The sequence below is a fragment of the Natrialba asiatica DSM 12278 genome, from assembly GCF_000337555.1.
Classification (GTDB): Archaea; Halobacteriota; Halobacteria; order Halobacteriales; family Natrialbaceae; genus Natrialba; species Natrialba asiatica.
In genome coordinates this window covers 1-1,930 of sequence record NZ_AOIO01000002.1, presented here as the reverse complement: position 1 = coordinate 1,930, position 1,930 = coordinate 1, and the positions used below count along the sequence as shown (strand labels likewise).

The 1,930-nt window shown below is 60.9% G+C and carries 1 protein-coding gene; it reads left to right on the top strand.

Annotation, left to right across the window (positions count from 1 at the left end; genetic code table 11):
- On the top strand, window positions 1–1,930 hold a 1,930-nt coding region (locus C481_RS21500; protein WP_006106681.1), incomplete at both ends, for a PAS domain S-box protein.

The following is a 1,930-nucleotide window of genomic DNA, read 5'->3' as shown; positions in this document are numbered from 1 at the left end:
GCAGACGAAATCGTCGACGCGAACCAGGCCGCAACCGAGATGCTCGGCTACACGCACGACGAATTGCTAACCCTTGGTCCCTCAGACATACACCCCGACGAACTCGATAAGTTCCAAGAATTCGTTGAGGGGGTGTTCGATGACGGCACTGGTTGGATGGATGAACTCACGTGCTACACCAAAGAGCGGGGTCGGGTTCCGGCGGAGATTTCTGCGTCTCCGATGGAACATAACGGCCGTCCAGTCGTACTCGCGGTGGTCCGCGACATGAGCGAGCGCAGGAAACGGGAACGAGCCCAGCGGAGACTGTACGAAATCACCGCCGATCCCGACCGGCCGTTCGAGGAAAAAATCCAGGCGGTTATCGAGTTGGGATGCGATCGATTCGACCTTGAATACGGTGGGATCGCCCGAATCGATCCGGAGACCGACTTGTTCGAGGTAGAGACGATCAGCGGCGAGCACGACCACCTCGTGCCGGGCAAGCAGTACCCGCTCTCCGAAACCTACTGCCAACTTGTCACAGACGACGGCAAAACCGCTGCTGTCTCTGATCCTGCGAGTAATGGGTTCGAAGGCAAACTGTGCTACGAACAGTTCGGCGTGCAGGCTTACCTCGGAAGTCACCTCGAATTCGACAGTGATGTCGATCGAACGTTCTTCTTCGTCTCGAACGAGCCTCGAGAAGATGGATTCTCTGCAGCCGAACGTACGTTTCATCACCTGATGGGACAGTGGGTGCAGTACGAACTTGAGCGCCGCCAGCGCGAGCAAGAACTGCGCGAGCGTACGGACCATCTGAGTGCGCTCATCGAGACCGCTCCTGAATGCATCAAGACCGTCGGGGCCGACGGCACCCTGCTCCAGATAAACCCCGCCGGGCTGGAGATGCTGGAAGCCGACTCGGACGCGGACGTCGTCGGCGGCTGCGTCTACGATCTGATCGCCCCCGAGGACCGCGAGCGGTTCCGCGAGTTCAACGAGCAGATTTGCCGGGGCGAACGCGGCACCTTGGAATTCGACATCATCGGGCTGGAGGGCACGCGCCACCACATGGAAACGCACGCGGCCCCTCTCCGTCGCCCAGATGGGACGACCGCCCAGATGGCGCTGACGCGCGACGTCACCGAACAGGTCGAACGCAAACGCGAACTCGAACGGGCGCTCGATCTGCTCGAGAAGACCGAGTGCATCGCTGACGTCGGCGGCTGGGAAATCGACCCGGACACGAAGGAGGTGTTCTGGAGCGACCACATCTTCGAACTCTTGGAGGTGTCCGACGACGAGGAACCGCCGCTCGACGAAACCCTCGACATGTACCACGAAGAGGATCAGCCGATCGTCACGGATGCCGTCGAGACAGCGCTCGACTCCGGCTATTCCTTCGACGTTGAGGCACGGATTCAGATGGACAGCGGTGAGGTTCGCTGGCTCCGACTGCAGGGGGATCCAGAGATCGGTGACGATGAACTCGTTTCGTTCCGCGGAGCGGCCCAGGACGTGACCGAGCGCAAGCAGCGCGAGCAACGATTAGAGGAGGTGATCGAGAGGCTCGAAGCGTCGAACGAACGTCTGGAGCAGTTCGCCCACGCTGCTTCCCACGACCTCCAGGAACCGCTCCGGATGGTCTCGAGCTACCTGCAACTCCTCGAGCGCCGGTACGAGGACGCGCTCGACGAGGAGGGTGAAGAGTACCTCGAGTTCGCGGTGGACGGGGCCGACCGAATGCGCGGAATGATCAAGGGGTTGCTCGACTATTCGCGGGTCGAAACGCAGGGCGACCCGCTGGAATCGATCGAACTCGATGCTGTTTTCGACGACGTGCTGCGTGATCTCCAGTTCCAGATCGAGGAGCACGATGCCGAGATCACCGCCGAGGCGCTCCCGCGCGTCGAGGGCGACGCAAGTCCTGTCTCTTATACACATCTCT